The organism is Pseudonocardia hispaniensis, from assembly GCF_042658695.1.
Classification (GTDB): Bacteria; Actinomycetota; Actinomycetes; order Mycobacteriales; family Pseudonocardiaceae; genus Pseudonocardia; species Pseudonocardia hispaniensis.
On record NZ_JBHSQW010000044.1, the window covers coordinates 539,478 to 553,245 of the forward strand.

The 13,768-nt window shown below is 71.8% G+C and carries 14 protein-coding genes; 7 read left to right on the forward strand and 7 right to left on the reverse strand.

Annotated elements, in window-relative coordinates; translation table 11 throughout:
* The first annotated feature begins 21 nt into the window (after positions 1 to 21).
* The 4 genes from ACFQE5_RS22875 to ACFQE5_RS22890 all read left to right on the forward strand — a co-directional run bounded on the left by ACFQE5_RS22875 (position 22) and on the right by ACFQE5_RS22890 (position 3,683).
* Positions 22 to 858 carry a LuxR C-terminal-related transcriptional regulator gene (locus tag ACFQE5_RS22875; protein ID WP_379587966.1) on the forward strand — a complete coding sequence of 279 codons (837 nt, stop codon included), beginning with the start codon at positions 22 to 24 and terminating at the stop codon, positions 856 to 858.
* A gap of 54 nt (positions 859 to 912) precedes the next feature.
* Positions 913 to 1,626, forward strand: coding sequence for a helix-turn-helix transcriptional regulator (locus ACFQE5_RS22880; RefSeq protein WP_379587968.1), 714 nt, complete (start codon positions 913 to 915; stop codon positions 1,624 to 1,626).
* 57 nt (positions 1,627 to 1,683) lie between these two features.
* Positions 1,684 to 2,328 (forward strand): GTP cyclohydrolase I FolE, encoded by a 645-nt coding sequence (gene folE, locus ACFQE5_RS22885; RefSeq protein ID WP_379587969.1) that lies wholly within the window; start codon positions 1,684 to 1,686, stop codon positions 2,326 to 2,328.
* A gap of 113 nt (positions 2,329 to 2,441) precedes the next feature.
* Positions 2,442 to 3,683: an NAD(P)/FAD-dependent oxidoreductase gene (locus ACFQE5_RS22890; protein WP_379587970.1), complete on the forward strand. Its 1,242-nt coding sequence runs from the start codon at positions 2,442 to 2,444 to the stop codon at positions 3,681 to 3,683.
* A gap of 28 nt (positions 3,684 to 3,711) precedes the next feature.
* On the opposite strand, the gene ACFQE5_RS22895 is transcribed toward ACFQE5_RS22890, so the two are convergent.
* Positions 3,712 to 4,341 carry a PadR family transcriptional regulator gene (locus ACFQE5_RS22895; RefSeq protein ID WP_379587972.1) on the reverse strand — a complete coding sequence of 210 codons (630 nt, stop codon included), beginning with the start codon at positions 4,339 to 4,341 and terminating at the stop codon, positions 3,712 to 3,714.
* A gap of 61 nt (positions 4,342 to 4,402) precedes the next feature.
* Here ACFQE5_RS22895 and ACFQE5_RS22900 point away from each other — a divergent pair, with 61 nt between their 5' ends.
* Entirely contained in the window at positions 4,403 to 5,254 is an 852-nt protein-coding gene (locus ACFQE5_RS22900) for a class I SAM-dependent methyltransferase (protein ID WP_379587974.1), read from the forward strand.
* A gap of 12 nt (positions 5,255 to 5,266) precedes the next feature.
* Here ACFQE5_RS22900 and ACFQE5_RS22905 read toward each other — a convergent pair whose 3' ends face one another.
* From ACFQE5_RS22905 to ACFQE5_RS22920, 4 genes are all read right to left on the reverse strand, one after another.
* Positions 5,267 to 5,797: a MarR family winged helix-turn-helix transcriptional regulator gene (locus ACFQE5_RS22905; RefSeq protein WP_379587975.1), complete on the reverse strand. Its 531-nt coding sequence runs from the start codon at positions 5,795 to 5,797 to the stop codon at positions 5,267 to 5,269.
* 74 nt (positions 5,798 to 5,871) lie between these two features.
* Positions 5,872 to 6,330, reverse strand: a complete 459-nt coding sequence (locus ACFQE5_RS22910; protein ID WP_379587977.1) for an NUDIX domain-containing protein — start codon at positions 6,328 to 6,330, stop codon at positions 5,872 to 5,874.
* 25 nt (positions 6,331 to 6,355) lie between these two features.
* Positions 6,356 to 7,183, reverse strand: a complete 828-nt coding sequence (locus tag ACFQE5_RS22915) for a DUF2182 domain-containing protein (protein WP_379587979.1) — start codon at positions 7,181 to 7,183, stop codon at positions 6,356 to 6,358.
* Positions 7,180 to 7,833 (reverse strand): DUF1326 domain-containing protein, encoded by a 654-nt coding sequence (locus ACFQE5_RS22920; RefSeq protein ID WP_379587980.1) that lies wholly within the window; start codon positions 7,831 to 7,833, stop codon positions 7,180 to 7,182. Before ACFQE5_RS22920 ends, ACFQE5_RS22915 begins: the two co-directional genes overlap by 4 nt.
* A 223-nt stretch (positions 7,834 to 8,056) precedes the next feature.
* On the opposite strand from ACFQE5_RS22920, the gene ACFQE5_RS22925 reads away from it, so the two are divergent.
* Positions 8,057 to 8,629: an HdeD family acid-resistance protein gene (locus tag ACFQE5_RS22925; protein ID WP_379587982.1), complete on the forward strand. Its 573-nt coding sequence runs from the start codon at positions 8,057 to 8,059 to the stop codon at positions 8,627 to 8,629.
* 41 nt (positions 8,630 to 8,670) lie between these two features.
* On the opposite strand, the gene ACFQE5_RS22930 is transcribed toward ACFQE5_RS22925, so the two are convergent.
* Together ACFQE5_RS22930 and icmF are read right to left on the reverse strand one after the other, a co-directional pair.
* Positions 8,671 to 9,441, reverse strand: coding sequence for a helical backbone metal receptor (locus ACFQE5_RS22930; RefSeq protein ID WP_379587984.1), 771 nt, complete (start codon positions 9,439 to 9,441; stop codon positions 8,671 to 8,673).
* Positions 9,442 to 9,552: 111 nt separating this feature from the next.
* Positions 9,553 to 12,798: a fused isobutyryl-CoA mutase/GTPase IcmF gene (gene icmF / locus ACFQE5_RS22935; protein ID WP_379587986.1), complete on the reverse strand. Its 3,246-nt coding sequence runs from the start codon at positions 12,796 to 12,798 to the stop codon at positions 9,553 to 9,555.
* Between the two features lie 190 nt (positions 12,799 to 12,988).
* On the opposite strand from icmF, the gene ACFQE5_RS22940 reads away from it, so the two are divergent.
* Positions 12,989 to 13,756 carry a maleylpyruvate isomerase family mycothiol-dependent enzyme gene (locus ACFQE5_RS22940; RefSeq protein WP_379587987.1) on the forward strand — a complete coding sequence of 256 codons (768 nt, stop codon included), beginning with the start codon at positions 12,989 to 12,991 and terminating at the stop codon, positions 13,754 to 13,756.
* Positions 13,757 to 13,768 lie beyond the last annotated feature (12 nt).

Here is a 13,768-nt window from a genome sequence, read left to right on the forward strand (position 1 = left end):
TGGTCGGAGAAGGGAGCGGGCGTGGTCGATACCGACCCGGGGCGCGACATGATCGAGAATATGCTCCGGCAGCGGCTCGCCGTCCTGCAGCAGAGCACCGGGCTCCCGATCGTGTTCGGCGGCGCGACGCGCGACGGAAAGCTCGGCAGACATCTGCTCATCACGCAATTGCGGGGTAACCGCACCACATCGCTGCACGGGGTGTCGGTATCGGCCGGCCGGGGTCTTGGCGGCACGGCGCTCACGCGTGGTGTGCCCTGCCTGGTCAACGACTACACCAGCAGCCGCGCGATCACGCACGACTACGACCGGCATGTCGCCCCGGAACGGCTCACCTCGGTACTCGCCGTCCCGATCACCGTGCACGGCTCGATCGGCGGCGTGGTCTACGGGGCCGTCCGCGCGGACATGTCGATCGGCGACGTCGCGCTGCGTCGCGCGAATGCGGTGGCGTCCCGGCTCGGGAAGGACATCGAGGGGCTGCTCGGGAGGGAACGGCCCGCGGTGTCGCGACCGACCGAGTCGCCGCCGGGGGTACGGGCGGCCCTCGACGAGCTGGGGATGATCATCCGCTCGACGGACGATCCGGTGCTGCGCGCCCGCCTCGAACGCGTCTGCCGGAGGCTGGGCGAACGCGACCCGGGCCGCGCCGCGGCTTCGTCGTCGATCCGGTTGGCGCCGCGGGAACTGGATGCCCTGCGGCTCGTGGCGGTCGGCGCGAGCAACCTCGAGATCGCCCAGGATCTGGGCCTGAGCCCCCAGACCATCAAGGCCTATCTGCGGGCCGCGATGCGCAAGCTCAACGTGCACAACAGGACCGCGGCGGTGCACGCGGCCCGTGAGTCCGGGCAGCTGTGACGCCGGCGCCGCCGGACTCGTTTCGTCAACAAATGTTGCTTATACGATGGCGGTATGGACGACGACGGCCGGCACACCCAGATCGCGGCGGTCGCCGCGCTCGCTGAACCGACCCGCCACCGGCTCTACGAGCATGTGGTCAGCCAGCCCGGGTCGGTGAGCCGTGACGAGGCGGCCGCGGCCATCGGGCTGCCTCGCACGACCGCGGCGTTCCACCTGGACCGGCTCGTGGAGGAGGGTCTGCTCGAGGTCGTCTACGAGCGCCGTACCGGGCGGACCGGCCCGGGTGCCGGCCGGCCGGCGAAGCTCTATCGCCGGTCGTCCTGCCAGGTCGTGGTCTCGCTGCCCGAGCGCCGCTACGACCTGGCCGGCAACCTGCTGGCCGGGGCGCTCGTCGAGGTGGAGAGCTCCGGCGCGTCGCCACGGCTGGTGCTCGGCAGGCGCGCGCACCGGCTGGGCACGGCGCTGGCGCGCAGCGCATGTCCCGCCGGATCGGGTCTGGACGGCCGCGAGGCGGCGTTGCGGGTGCTGGCGGAGCACGGGTTCGAGCCTCGCGCCGAGGGTGGAGGTGTCGCGCTGGTCAACTGCCCGTTCCATGTCCTGGCGAAGGAGCATCCGGAGCTCGTGTGCGGGATGAACCTGTGCCTGCTGCAGGGACTCCTCGACGGACTCGACCACCCGGGGTGGACGGCGCGGCTGGCCCCCCGTGCGGACCGCTGTTGCGTGCGGCTGGAGCCCGCCCCCGCACGTCCCGGGAACAGATCTTGACAGCGGGCCGAAGTGTCGTTCTAATAACGATAGATATTGTCTTTAGAAGGAGGGCTCATGGCTGCCGACGTGACCGCTTCCCCACGTCAGCCACCGTCCTCCCGCGCCGCAGCCCCGGCTCCCCGGCTGCGGGTGGTCAGCGATCGCGCGGTGGACGTGGCCGCCGCCGAACAGGCCGTCGCCGACCTGCTCCGGGCGCTGGGCAAGGACCCCGAGTCGGTCCATCTGGCGGACACGCCGCGTCGGGTCGCGAGCTCGTTCGTCGAGCTGCTGACGCCCCGGCAGTTCGACCTGACCACGTTCCCCAATGACGAGGGGTACGACGAGCTGGTCGTCGCCACCCACCTTCCGGTGCAGTCGCTGTGCGAGCATCACCTGCTGCCGTTCTGCGGCGTGGCCCACGTGGGCTATCTGCCCGGCAACCGAATCCTCGGGTTGTCCAAGCTGGCCCGGGTGGTCGAGCTGTTCGCGCACGACCTCCAGGTGCAGGAGCGGCTCACCAAGCAGGTCGCCGACTGGCTGCAGGAGCATCTCGCGCCACGCGGCGTCGGCGTGGTGATCGAGGCCGAGCACATGTGCATGTCGCTGCGCGGGGTCCGCGCCAACGGCTCCCGGACGATCACCTCCGCGGTGCACGGCGCGTTGCGCACCGACGCTCGCTCACGGCACGAGTTCTTCGCCCTGACCGGCATCTCCTCCTAGCCTGGACGGCGACGCAGGGTTCCTCCGCCGCAGGGCATCGACGGCTTGGGGCGCGGCATCGGCTGTTGCTCGTCGGGTGATCCATTCGAGCACGAGACAGGAAGGTGGGACCGATGACCGAACCGATCTCGCATGATGAGCCGACCTTCGTGATCGTCGGCGCGAGCCTGGCGGGGGCGAAGGCGGCCGAGACCCTGCGGGCCGAGGGCTTCACGGGGCGCGTGGTGCTCATCGGGGAGGAACCCGAGCCGCCGTACGAGCGACCGCCGCTGTCCAAGGGCTATCTGCTGGGCAGCCAGGAGCGTGGGAAGGCGTTCGTGCACGAGCGCGCCTGGTACGACGAGCAGCGCATCGAACTGCGCACCGGGGTGCGGGTGGAGAAGCTCGATCCCGCCGCGCACACCCTCACCCTGGCCGATGGTGAGCGCCTGGGCTACACCAGGCTGCTGCTCAGCACGGGGTCGGTGATCCGCCGCCTCGAGGTCCCCGGGGTCGAGTCACAGGGCGTGTACTACCTGCGCCGGATCGAGGAGTCCGACGCGCTGCGCGAGGTGCTCACCGAGGGGGCCCGGATCGCCGTGATCGGCGGCGGCTGGATCGGGCTGGAGGTCGCGGCGGCGGCCCGCGAGCGCGGTGCCGCGGTCACCCTGGTCGAGCTGGACTCGCTGCCGCTGCGGCGGGTACTCGGCGACGAGATGGCCCAGGTCTTCGCCGATCTGCACGCCGCGCACGGGGTCGACCTGCGGCTGGGAACCGGGATCCGGGAGATCACCGGGAGTGGCGGGCGGGTCGCCTCGGTGCTGCTCGACGACGACACCTCGGTTCCCGCCGACGCGGTCGTCGTCGGTGTCGGCATCACCCCGGCGGTCGAACTGGCGCAGGCCGCCGGCCTCGCGGTGGACAACGGGGTGGTGGTCGACGAGTCGCTGCGGACCAGCGATCCGGACATCTTTGCCGCGGGCGACGTCGCCAATGCGTACCACCCGCTGCTGGGCAGGCGGATCCGGGTCGAGCACTGGGCCAACGCGCTCAACGGCGGCCCCGCCGCCGCCCGGTCGATGCTCGGCCAGGAGGTGATCTTCGACCGGGTTCCGTACTTCTACTCCGATCAGTACGACCTCGGGATGGAGTACTCCGGATACGTCCAGCCCGGCGGCTACGACCGGGTCGTCGTGCGCGGCGACCTCGCCGGTCGGGAGTTCGTCGCGTTCTGGCTCTCCGGCGGCCGGGTGCTGGCCGGAATGAACGTGAACGTCTGGGACGTCACCGACGACATCCAGCGGCTGGTCCGCTCGGGCTCACCGGTCGATCCGGACCGGCTCGCCGACCCGGGCGTACCGCTGTCCGAGCTGTGACGCGACCACGGGGGCAAGGCCCGCGCGCTCACCAGATGGCGCGCCGCACGACCTCCTCCATGGCGGCCCGATCGGGTTCGGCCCGGCTCGGGTCGTCCGGCCACTGCGAGACCTGCTCGCCGGCCCATTCGGCCCAGCGGGCCACCAGGGCGTAGAAGTCGGTGAGGAACGCCCCGGCCAGGAAGTTCTGTGCCGCCCGGCGCTGGAACGGGCCTTCGCCGGCGAGGTAGGCGCGCCCCGCCGCGAGGTTCTCGACGTTGCGCTCGACCGCCCAGGCCCGGGTGGCGGCCAGCGTCGCCAGCGCGTCGGCCTTGGTGCCGAAGTCGGCGAAGGAGACCTTGACCAGTTGTTCCCACTCGAGCACCGGGCCCTCGCCGGGGTCGCGCAGCCAGGCGGCGAGCGCCGCGCGGCCGTCGGGCGTGATGCTGTAGACGGTGCGCGACCGGCGGCCGACGTGTTCCGTGGTGGCCTCGGCGAGACCGTGCTCGACCAGCTTTTTCGGCTCCTCGTACAGCTTGCTCTGCGCCCGCGGCCAGATGCGTCCCAGGCTGCGGTCCATCTGCCGGGTCAGCTCGTAGCTGCTCCACGGCTGCACCGCCAGCAGGCACAGGATCGCGTACGAGGTGGTGGTGAGCCGCGGGCGTGAACCGCTTGACATTCTACTCTCCTTTGGAGTATCTAATGGGCGATCCCATTGGGACTATACAGGCGGTGGCGCGATGACCTGCCCCATACCGATCGCCGAGTCGAACGTCGAGCAGATGCGCGCCTGGGACGGCGACGAGGGCCGCTACTGGGCCGAGCACGCCGCGCGCTTCGACGCCGCGATCGCCCGCCACCATCGGCACCTCATGGAGGCCGCCGCGATCGCCTCGACGGCGCGCGTGCTCGACATCGGCTGCGGTGCCGGGCAGACGACCCGCGACGCCGCCCGCCGGGCCGGATCGGGCTCCGCGTTGGGCGTGGACCTGTCGTCCCGGATGATCGCCGTGGCACGGCGATGCGCCGAACGCGAGGGAGTGGTCAACGCCGCGTTCGAACAGGCCGATGCGCAGGTGCATCCGTTCCCGCCGCGCTTCTTCGACCTCGCGCTCAGCCGGACCGGGGCGATGTTCTTCGGCGATCCGGTGGCGGCGTTCACGAACATCGCCCGCGGGGTTCGGCCGGGTGGGCGGCTGGTCCTGCTGGCCTGGCAGCCCGCGCCGCGCAATGAGTGGATCATCGCCTTGAGCACCGCGCTGGCCGCCGGGCGCGACCTGCCGCCACCGGCGCCCGACGCCCCGGGACCGTTCTCGCTGAGCGAGCCCGAGCGGGTGCACGACCTGCTGACCGGCACGGGGTTCGGCGAGCCGCGGTTCACCGGCGTGACCGAGCCGATGCGCTTCGGCTCGGATGTCGAGGACGCCTTCGGGTTCATCCTCGGGCTGCTGGGCTGGATGCTGCAGGGGCTCGACGACGGCGGCCGGGCCCGGGCACTCGACGCCCTGCGCACCAGCCTCGCGGCGCACCACACCGAACAGGGCGTGCAGTACGACTCGGCGGCATGGTTGATCGCCGCCGACCGGACCTGAGGCCGGGGCGGCTCAACGCCGCCGGTTGGCGGCCGCCGCAACGGGGCTGGCCATGAGCTTCTCCAGCAGGGCGGTCAGGGTGGTGAGCTCCTGCTCGTCCAGCGCGCCCGCCCAGTCCCGTTCGCGGCTGTTGTGCTCGACGAACGCGGTGGCGAAGACCCGTTCGCCCTCGGCGGTGAGGCTGAGCTCGACCGCACGCCGGTCGTGGCTGGCCTGCCGCCGGGAGACCAGGCCGGCCCGTTCCAGGGTGTTGACCAGCGCAGAGACCGCCGCACGGCTCATCCCGGACAGCTGTGCGACCCGTTTGGCCTCCACCGGAGCGGTCAGCCACACGACGAAGAGCACCCGGAACCCCGGCCATGACCAGCCCCGCGGCCGGTGCACCGTGGACTCCAGGTCGTAGACGATCGCGTTCGCCGCGCGATGCAGGCTGAGCACCAGGCGCATGGCGCGCGCGTCGACGGCGGGCAGCGCCCGGGTCGTGCGGCTGATCGCGACGTCGACGAAGGACCAGTAGTCCAGGTCGCGCTCCTGCTCGGGCATTCGCGCAGCCTATGCGGGCCAGGACGGAACGCGGTCGGCCGGGCGGGCGACGGCGGGCACCGGGCTCGGCACGTTCAGCCGAGGGCGGCCGCCAGCCGGTCGAGGAACACCGCCTGCCCCTTGACGATCTTCACGCGGGCCGTGGACAGGTCGAACCAGGCGGCCCGGTCGACCTCCGGAAAGCGTTGACACCGGCCCGACCGCGGCGGCCACTCCATCTCGAAGACGTTGCTGACGATCCGCTCGGCGTCCAGGTCGCCGCGCAGCGCGAACGCGGTGATCACCTTGCCCGAGCCGCGGACGCTGCCCAGGTCCACCAGGGGGCCATCCGGGGGCGGTGAGCCGAGCTCCTCGGCGAACTCGCGCGCCGCGGCCTCCCGCGGGTCCTCGTCCGGTGGGTACTCACCCTTCGGGATGGACCAGGCGTGGTCGTCCTTGCGTGCCCAGAACGGGCCGCCCATGTGTCCGAGCAGAACCTCCGGCCCGCCGTCGCCGCCGGGCCGGTGCAGCAGGATCCCCGCGCTGCGCCGCATCGCCCCATCATCGCAGGGGCGGGAGTCAGCCCAGTACGCCCACGACCCCCGGCTGGACCAGCACGATGACGGCGAGGACGGCGAGCAGGCCACCGAACACCCGGCTGATCGTCTCACCGTGCCGGTGCACCTTCTCCACCGCGACCACCGCCGCGATCACCCCCATCCAGACCAGGCTCATCGCACCCGCCGCCAGCAGCACCGCCATCAGCGCCCAGCAGCACCCGAGGCACCAGCCGCCGTGGCCGAGCCCGGCCCGCAAGGCGCCGAACCGGCTGCGCACCGCCTGCTGGCCGTGCTGCAGCACGAGCAGCGCGGGGGAGCGGCAATGCCGCAGGCACACCCGCTTGAGCGGGGTGAACTGGTAGAGCCCCGCGACCAGCAGGACCGCCGCACCCGCGCGCGCGGCCTGGTCGGGCGACGTGCGGGCGATCGCGTCGAGGCCCTGCACCGCGGCGTAGGCGAGTACGCCGACCCCGGTCCACACCACGAAGTAGCCGGTCGTGAGCGCGAGGGTGCCCGGCCAGCCCGATCCGCCGGCCCGCATGAGCCGGGTCATGCCGACCGTGAACGGCGCGATCGCGGGCAGCATCATCGCGGCCATCATCACGAACCAGGTGCCCAGGAACAGCCCGGTCGCGGCCCACCCCGGCGTCATCATCGTCCCGGCCATGGGGTCGGCCCCGGTGAGGACCCCGACGCGCATGTCCGGCATGGCGAGACGGTGGGTGAGCAGCCAGGCCGTCGCCGCCAGCGCAAGCAGCAGCGCGGCGAGCGCGAACTCGCCGCGCGACCAGTGCCGCAGGGCCGGGACGCCCGAGCCGCCGCGGGCAGCGGCCACACGCGAGGTCATAGCCCGTCCGGTCCGCTCCAATCGAAGGGCATGTGCTTGCTGGAGTTGCCGCTGCGCTCCCAGTGGAAGCCGAAGGCATCCGCGCGGTCCGTCGTCGCCCGGCCCCAGGTGGCCACCTGGCCCGGCCCGACCTCGGCGCCCGGCAGGTTGTGCACCTGCACCCGCGTGCCCTCCGGCGTGGTCGGCCCGGTGAGCGCCTCGACGGTGGCGGCCGCCTTGCCCGGGATCTCGATGCTCCACGTGGCGAGGTCCTCGGCGATGGCAGCATGGATCGGCACGTACTCCATGCCCCGGATCTCGGCGCCGAACAGCTCGCCGAACGACGCGGGCCAGCCGCCGGCCTGGCCGCCGAAGATCGCTTGCAGGGCCTCGCGCTGCTGCTCGTCGGCCCGCTCGTCGAGGAAGACCGCCGCATAGGCGTCGCTGTGCTCGGCCCAGACGTTGCCGACGAAGGAGGCGAGCATGGCGACGTTCAGCCCGTCGAGCCTGGTCTCGCCGTAGCTGCCCTCGCGGATGTGCCAGAGCAGCACACCGTCGCAGTCGCCGTGGGTGGGCGGCTGCGCCCACGAGCACGGACAGGGGATCGAGCATTTGCAGGCGTCGAACCACTCGCCCTGCAGGTGCCATTGCTGAGCTGTGGGAGCGGCCATGGGGATCCCTCCACGGAACACGGCCTTCGATGGCAGCTTTCACTGTCCCGCGGCCTGCCGATGAACGCCAGGGGTCCGGCCCCGACCGGGCTGCCCGGTTCGCCGCCGATCACGCACGCCGAGGCCACTCGCACCGAACGATCGGGACCGAGGACCCGTTCACATGTCGCCCGCGATCGTTAGGGTCGTCGGAAACTCACTGCGACGAGTGGGGGGAAGTCGGATGGACATCACGAGTTCGCAGGCGCGGGGCGCGCTGACCACCCTGTGGTGGCTGATCCTGCTGCGTGGGGTGCTGGCGGTCGCCTTCGGGCTGTTCGCGCTGTTCGCGCCGGGCACGGCGCTGCTCGCGCTGGTCATCGTGTTCGGGGCCTACGCGGTCGTGGACGGGATCACCGCGATCGTGCTGGGGGTGCGCCACCGCACGGTCGAGCAGCACTGGGGATGGCAGGTCGTGCAGGGCGTCGTGTCGCTCGCCGCCGGTGTGATCGCGCTGCTGTGGCCCGGGGTGACGGCGCTGGCGATCCTGCTGATCATCGCCTTCTGGAGCATCGTGCACGGGATCGCGCAGGTCGTCGAGGCGTTCGCGGCCCGCAAACGGGGCTCCGACGTCTGGGGCTGGCTGCTGACCAGCGGGATCATCGGGGTCCTGTTCGGTGTGCTGCTGCTGGCACTGCCCGGGGCCGGGCTGCTTGCGCTGCTCTGGATGGTCGGGGTGTTCGCGGTCGTCTTCGGCGTGCTGGTGATCATGGCCGCCATCCGGGTCCGCCGTGAGGTGCGGGCCGCCGCGGGCTGATCGGCCCTCGGCCGGTCACCAGCTGGGCCATTTCGGCACCGTCACGCCAGGACCGCCGGCAGGTCCCGGGCGGCCTCCAGCAGGCTGGGGCCGTACCAGGTCAGCAGCCGGCCGCTGACCAGTTTCGCCGGCACCTCGGGAAACGCCTCGGGGCCGTCGTCGGCGGTGAACAGGTACGGCTCGTCGGGCAGCACCACGAGGTCGTGCGGCGGCAGCTCGCCCGGATCGAAGCGCGGGTAGCGCTCGCCGGTGGGGCCGCCGTCGGCGAGGACGTTGTCGATGCCCAGCCGGGCCAGCACCGCGCCGGTGAACGTGTCCCGGCCCACCGCCATCCACGGCCTGCGCCAGATCGGCACCACCGCCCGGCGCCGCCGCCCGGCTTCGGGCAGCGCCGACCACGCGTCGCGGGCGGCGGTCAGCCACGCCGGATCGTCGAGCCCGCAGGCGGCGAGCATGCGGGCCAGCGAGTCGAACGCGCCGTACTCGCCGTCGAGGGTGCGGATGTCGGTGACGTAGACCGGCACGCCCGCCGCCCGCAGCGCGTCCAGGTCGGGCAGCCGGTTCTCCTCCTGGTTGGCCAGCACCAGGTCGGGCGCGAGCGCGACGATCGTCTCGACGTCGGGGTTCTTGGTGCCGCGGATCCGCGGGACGTCCAGGTCGGCCGGATGGGTGCACCAGTCGGTCGCCCCCACCAGGAGCTCCGGCGCGGATGCCGCGACCGCCTCGGTCAGCGACGGGACGATCGACACCACCCGGCGCACGTCCCGCGATACGCGCACCTCGCGTCGCTCGTCGTCGATCAGCGTGCGCACGCCCGCCCTCCTCGCCGTCGTCCGTCAGCCGTCCCCGCCGCACACGCGCGAACGGCACGCCCGCCCGAACGCTTCGGACGGGCGTGCCGTACCCCCGCGGAGCCGGAGAGCCTACATGTTGCGCCGGTACTGGCCACCCACCTCGAAGAACGCCTCGCTCAGCTGGCCCAGCGAGCACACCCGCGCCGCGCGCATCAGCTCGTCGAACACGTTGCCGTCGCCGGTGGCCACGTCCTGGAGCCGACGCAGGGCCGCCGGGGCCGACGAGGCGTGGCGCGCCTGGAAGTCGGCGAGCCGGGTCAGCTGGGACTGCTTCTCCTCCTCGGTGCCGCGGGCCAGCTCGATCTCCTGGGGCTCCTCGTCGTCGCCCCCGGGACGAGTGAAGGTGTTCACCCCGATGATCGGCAGCGTGCCGTCGTGCTTGCGGTGCTCGTAGTAGAGCGACTCGTCCTGGATCTTGCCGCGCTGGTAGCCGGTCTCCATCGCCCCCAGCACGCCGCCACGCGCGGCGATCGCGTCGAACTCGCGCAGCACCGCTTCCTCGACCAGGTCGGTGAGCTCGTCGATGATGAACGAACCCTGCAGCGGGTTCTCGTTCATCGACAGGCCCCATTCCCGGTTGATGATCAACTGGATGGCCATCGCCCGGCGGACGGACGACTCGGTCGGGGTGGTGATCGCCTCGTCGTAGGCGTTGGTGTGCAGCGAGTTCGCGTTGTCGTAGAGGGCGCACAGCGCCTGCAGCGTCGTGCGGATGTCGTTGAAGTTCATCTCCTGCGCGTGCAGGGACCGTCCGCTGGTCTGGATGTGGTACTTCAGCTTCTGCGCCCGCTCGTTCGCGCCGTACCGATCGCGCATCGCCACGGACCAGATCCGCCGTGCGACCCGCCCGATCACCGAGTACTCGGCGTCCATGCCGTTGGAGAAGAAGAACGACAGGTTCGGGGCGAAGTCGTTGATGTCCATCCCGCGCGCGAGGTAGCTCTCCACGAACGTGAAGCCGTTGGCGAGGGTGAACGCGAGCTGGCTGATCGGGTTGGCCCCGGCCTCGGCGATGTGGTAGCCGGAGATGGACACCGAGTAGAAGTTCCGCACCTGGTGCTGGATGAACCACTCCTGGATGTCGGCCATCATCCGGAGGCTGAACTCGGTGGAGAAGATGCAGGTGTTCTGGCCCTGATCCTCCTTGAGGATGTCGGCCTGGACCGTGCCGCGGACGTTGGCCAGCGCGAACGCGGTGAGGTCGGCGCGCTCCTGCTCGCTGGGTTCGCGGCCGTTGGCCGCCCGGAACGAATCGATCTGCTGGTCGATCGCGGTGTTGAGGAAGAAGGCGAGGATCGTCGGGGCCGGGCCGTTGATCGTCATGGACACCGAGGTGGTCGGTGCGGTCAGGTCGAACCCGTCGTAGAGCGCCTTCATGTCGTCCAGCGTCGCGATGGAGACACCGGACGTCCCGACCTTGCCGTAGATGTCGGGGCGGGTGTCGGGGTCGCGGCCGTAGAGGGTCACCGAGTCGAAGGCGGTGGAGAGCCGCTTGGCGTCGGACTCCGCGGACAGGTACTTGAACCGGCGGTTGGTGCGGAACGGGTCACCCTCGCCCGCGAACATCCGCGCGGGGTCCTCGCCCTCCCGCTTGAAGGGGAACACCCCCGCGGTGAACGGGAACTTCCCGGGCAGGTTCTCCTTGCGCAGGAAGCGCAGCAGCTCCGCGTCCTCGGTGTAGCGAGGCAGCGAGACCCGAGGCACCTTGCTGCCGGCGAGCGTCTCCCGGGTGAGCGCGGTGCGCAGCTCCTTGTCGCGGACCTTCACGACCAGCTCGTCGCCGGAGTAGTCCTCGACGACCTGGGGCCACTCGTCGAGCAGCGCCGCGGCGTCCGGGTCGAGCTGCTTCTCGGCCTCCGCGACCAGCTCGGTCAGAGCGCCGACCTCGCCGCCGGCCTCGGCGACCGCGGCCGCCGCGGTGCGCAGGTGCTGACGGCGGCGCGCGGCATCGACGAGCCGGTCGGTCTGGGAGTGGTAGGTGCGCACCGTCTCGGCGATGTCGGCGAGGTAGCGGACCCGCTGGGGCGGGATCACCGAGGCGTAGCCGCTGGAGGTCTTGCGGTCGACCCGCGGCAGCCTGCCTTCGCCGACGGTCAGCCCGTTCTCCCCGAGCAGCTCGATCAGGTGCTGGTACAGCGCCGTGACGCCGTCGTCGTTGAAGGTGGCGGCGCTGGTCCCGAAGACCGGCATGTCCTCGGGTTTGGCGCCGAAGGCCTCGCGGTTGCGCACGAGCTGGCGGCCGACGTCGCGGCGGGCGTCCTCGGCACCGCGACGCTCGAACTTGTTGATCGCGACGACGTCGGCGAAGTCGAGCATGTCGATCTTCTCCAGCTGCGACGCGGCGCCGAACTCCGGCGTCATCACGTACAGGGAGCGGTCGACGAAGGGAACGATGCCCGCGTCGCCCTGACCGATACCCGGGGTCTCGACGATGACCAGGTCGAACCCGGCGGCCTTGAGCACCGCGATGGTGTCACCGAGCTCCTCGGGCAGCCGCCCGTCGCTGCCTCGGGTGGCCATCGAGCGGAAGTACACCTGCTCGCCGACGAGCGAGTTCATCCGGATCCGGTCGCCGAGCAGCGCGCCGCCGCCGCGGCGGCGGGTCGGGTCGACCGCGAGCACGGCGATGCGGAGCTTGTCCTCCTGGTCCAGCCGGAAGCGGCGGACCAGCTCGTCGGTCAGGCTCGACTTACCCGAGCCACCGGTGCCGGTGATGCCGAGCACGGGCACGTGCCGCTGGTTGTTCGCGCTCGCGATGCGGGCGTGGACCTCGTCGGGCAGTCGCCGGTTCTCGGCCAGGGTGAGGGCGCGGGCCAGGGTGCGCGCCTCACCCGTGAACAGGCCGTCGAAGGACTCCGGAAGGGTGGCCGCCAGGTCGACGTCGCATTCCCGGATCATGATGTTGATCATGCCGGGCAGGCCGAGGCGCTGGCCGTCCTCGGGGGAGAAGATGCGGGACACGCCGCGGGAGTGCAGCAGCTCGATCTCGTGGGGGACGATCACCCCGCCGCCGCCGCCGTAGACCTTGATGTGCCCGGCGCCCCGCTCGCGCAGCAGGTCGACCAGGTAGCTGAAGTACTCGACATGCCCGCCCTGGTAGGAGCTGATCGCCACGCCCTGCACGTCCTCCTGGATGGCGGCGGAGACGACCTCGTCGACCGAGCGGTTGTGTCCGAGGTGGATCACCTCGGCGCCCTGGCTCTGCAGGATTCGACGCATGATGTTGATCGCGGCGTCGTGGCCGTCGAACAGGCTCGCGGCGGTGACGAACCGGACCGGATGCGCGGGTACGTGCAGCGCGGACGTCGCTGTCATGGGTTTCCTCCTGGCAGGAGAATGCTCGATGGCGGCCAATTTAGTTTTACATCCTAGTATTTGGTGTACAAGCTTTGGCCGCACGGAGGCGACCGGCGTCACTCTGCGGCCGGCCGCGGACCGGCAGCGGCTCGGCCGGGCATCGTCCGCCCCGGTTTCCCGCCCGCCGGTGCGCCGGTAGCGTCGGGGCGTGACCGACCTGGATCTCGACCATCGCGCCGCGTTCCTCGACCAGACCGCCCTGTTCGCCGAGCTGACCCGCACCGCCGACCCGCAGGCGCCGGTCCCCACCTGCCCGGGTTGGACCATCCGCAACCTGATCACCCACGTGGGCCGCGGCGAGCGCTGGTCGGCGACGATCGTGCGGACCAGGGCGAGCGAGCCGGTCGATCCGCGCACCGTCGCCGACGGCAAACCGCCCGCCGACGCGGACGGCGCCGCGACCTGGCTGCGGGACGGCGCCGCGGATCTGCTCGCCGCCGTCGACGGGGTCGGGGCACAGGTTCCGGTCTGGACGTTCACCGGGCCGCGGCCGGCCGAATGGTGGATCCGACGCCGGCTGCACGAGGTCGTCGCGCACCGGGCGGACGCCGCGCTCGCCCTGGGCGTGCCCTACGACCTGGCGCCCGAGCTCGCCGCCGACGCCGTCTCGGAATGGCTGGACCTGCTCACGGTGCCGCGCCGCGAGGCCGGCGAGCCGCCGCTGTCCGACGGCGCCACGATGCACCTGCACGCCACGGACGAGGGTCTCGGCGCGGCCGGCGAGTGGATGGTGCGCCCCGCGGGTGAGCGGATCGCCTGGGAGCATGGGCACGCCAAGGGCACCGTCGCGGTCCGCGGCGCGGCGAGCGACCTCTTCCTCGCCCTGTTGCGGCGGATCCCGGCCGAGCCCCCCAGGGTGGAGGTCCTCGGCGACCGCGAGGTCCTGGCGCGGTTTCTCGCCCGCACCCCGTTCTGACGCCCGCGCCGG